We start from the raw sequence: 2826 nt of genomic DNA, 5'->3' as shown, positions 1-2826 counted from the left end.
ACCCAGGGTCCAAACCATCGCGAGACTAAGTTCACCGGGAAGGCAAGCCATGAAATCCATCACCATAGATACAGCGCCTACAAAATCCGGCGAACGTTATGTCATCATGGATGTCCTGCGCGGATTTGCCCTTTTCGGGGTTCTGGTGATGAATGTTTCTGACTTCGGCAGCGAAGGGATTCTCGCAACCGAGGAACAGCTGGCAGCCTTGCCCAATGCGGATATCGATGCCGGTGTGCTGATGGGTTTGAAAATCCTGGTCACGGACAAGGCCAACACATTGTTCGCCCTGCTGTTCGGGCTCGGTTTCTGGGTGCAGATGGAACGACTTGAAGCACGCGGCGCTCCGTTTCGTAGCATCTATCTCCGGCGATCTGGGATCTTGCTTGTCATTGGTGCACTCCACTGGGTGTTATTTGCTTTCGATATCCTGCACATCTACGCCGTTGTTGCGTTCATCCTGCTGTTCTGTCGAAACCTATCGGACCGCATGTTGCTGATCATCGGTTTGATCTTGTTTCTTTTCGCTGCGCCTGTGACTCAGTTGTTGCTGGGAGCGACAGGAATACTGGATGCTGGATTGAGTATTGCCTTTGCCGAGGACGCCATTCTCCGGCGACAGGAAGTGGCGCTGTCGGGCAGTTTTAGCGAATGGATCGCTGTTATGACACATTGGCAGATATATCTGTTCTTCGTGGGCGGCCTCATTTTCGGCTGGCTACTCTATGTTATCGGCCGTTTTTTCATCGGAGCGTGGCTTGCTCGCCAGGGATGGATTCAGAACGCCCCAATTTATCTTCCCAAATTCAAAAAATATCTGGCTCCGCTGCTGTTCTCCGGATTGGTGCTGGAAGTCCTGGCCCAAATATTAAAGGCGCAGCCCGACGGCGCATGGTTTGGATTGGCGGAACTTTTGGCCATGTTCCTCCACGCCTTTGCAACGCCCCTCATAGCTGCCGGTTATATCTGCGCCCTGGTCGCGATTTTTCACGGCTCGTCGTACAGCTGGGTCGTCAAGCCCTTCGCGCAGGTTGGTCAGATGGCGCTGACCAATTATCTTTGCCAAACAATCATCATCCTGCTGATCTTTACCAATATCGGACCGGGTCTTGGACTGGCTGGAAATACAGGTCAGGGCGCGCTGGTCATTATCAGCGTAATCGCCTTTGCGGCGCAGGTCATTCTTAGCCATTTCTGGATGAAAAACTTTTCCTACGGACCCGCTGAATGGGTCTGGCGCAGCCTGACTTACGGAACGATTCCCAAGTTTCGCAGACTTCCGGCGGAGGCATAGAAATGCAGAAGCTTCACGCAAAAGACTACCGTTTGATTGCCGCATCAGCTTTTCAGCAATCTTTTGCTTTGACCGAGAACAAGATATTGCGCTACACTTGCTATTTCCTGCTCTATTTCTCGCAAGGCGCACCGATTGGCCTCTGGACAATTGCGATACCAAGCTGGCTTGCAGTGAACGGTGCATCAGCTGGCGAGATTGGAGGCTTTATTGGTTTGGCGATGCTCCCCTGGGCAACGTTCAAGCTGTTCTATGGCGCCTTCATGGATCGCTATACCTTCCCGCCGATGGGCCGCAAACGGATATGGTTGGTGACCGCACAGGCCGGTGCAATCCTGTCCTTGATACTGCTTGCGATAATGGCGCCCGGCATGGAAGAACTGGCACTGCTGACCGCAATCGCGTTCTTCATGAATGTCGCGATTACGGTTCAGGACGCTGCGATTGACGGGATTGCAGTAGATGTGACCCCTGAAGAACAGCGCGTCACGGCCAACTCCGTGATGTTTGCCGGACAGATTATCGGCACCGGTGTCGCTGCCGCCGTGGCCGGGCTTTTGCTGAAATTCTATGGAATCGGTGCCGTTGGGCTTTGTTTCGCTGCGTTTCTGGGCGTGGTGCTGACCGTCGTCATTCTCGTGCGGGAACGCTCAGGCGAAAGGATGCTGCCTTGGACTGGCGGCAAGGCGTCGGCGGAATGTCTGGCGCTGCATCGCACCGAGTGGCTGCCTCTCTTGAAAGACTTGAAAAAAGCCTTTCTGCAGCCACGGGTGTTTTTCTTCGTGCCGGCCTTCATGTCGACCGGAGCAATTTATGCGAGCCTCGATGTCGGGGGTCCGATCTTTGCATCGGAAGTGCTGAATTGGGACGAGACGGGCTATAGTTCGCTCGCCGGGGTTGCCGGAATTGTTGCCGGGCTGGTTTGTGTGCTGGTGCTCGGCACGATCTCCAAGAAGATCGGCGCAACGCGCACCGGCATCCTGCTGTTTGTGGCCCTTGCCCTGGCCTCACTGGTCTTTTCGATGCTGGAACCCGCCCAACTGACCGATCTGAACTTTCAGATATACGTCTTTGTCCACTTAATCTTTGCGCAGGCCATGTTCATCATGTTTTGTGCGGCGGCCATGGACCTGTGCCTCAAGACAATCTCGGCGACCCAGTTCTCGCTGCTGGTTGCGACCTCCTCAATGGCTCGCGTGGTTTCCTCGTCGCTGATGGGCGATATCTATGATTGGGGCGGGGTCACGGGATTCTGGAATGTGATAACTCTGGCCAGCCTGTTCGGCCTGGCAACCTTCCTGATATTCACCAGGCTTGATTCCCGCGCTGCACCCTCAAAGGAAATTTGATATGCGCTTTCTGATCGCTCTTTTCGCAATGCTCTGGCCGGTTCCCGCAGCCGCTCAGGACGATGACCGTCAGGCGATTATCGAAGTCGTGGAACGGTTTTTCGAAGCGATCAACACCAACGATGCGGACGCCTATGCTGCGCTCCAGCTCGATGACGGTATGACCTACGCGCAGATATATGG

The 2826-nt window shown here is 54.6% G+C and carries 3 protein-coding genes; all 3 read left to right on the top strand.

Annotated features, from left to right (window positions below; translation table 11 throughout):
* Positions 1-1294 (top strand): DUF418 domain-containing protein (locus tag WBM93_RS13230; protein WP_424432333.1); only part of this gene is annotated, 1294 nt, incomplete at its 5' end.
* A gap of 2 nt (positions 1295-1296) precedes the next feature.
* Positions 1297-2643 carry an MFS transporter gene (locus WBM93_RS13225; RefSeq protein WP_424432332.1) on the top strand — a complete coding sequence of 449 codons (1347 nt, stop codon included), beginning with the start codon at positions 1297-1299 and terminating at the stop codon, positions 2641-2643.
* A gap of 1 nt (position 2644) precedes the next feature.
* Positions 2645-2826: hypothetical protein (locus WBM93_RS13220; RefSeq protein ID WP_424432331.1), on the top strand; the 182-nt coding region annotated here is incomplete at its 3' end.

The organism is Parasphingorhabdus sp., assembly GCF_049667325.1.
In the GTDB taxonomy this organism is placed as follows: domain Bacteria; phylum Pseudomonadota; class Alphaproteobacteria; order Sphingomonadales; family Sphingomonadaceae; genus Parasphingorhabdus.
Note: the sequence above shows the minus strand (reverse complement) of the source record. Positions and strands in the feature narration are given on the sequence as shown.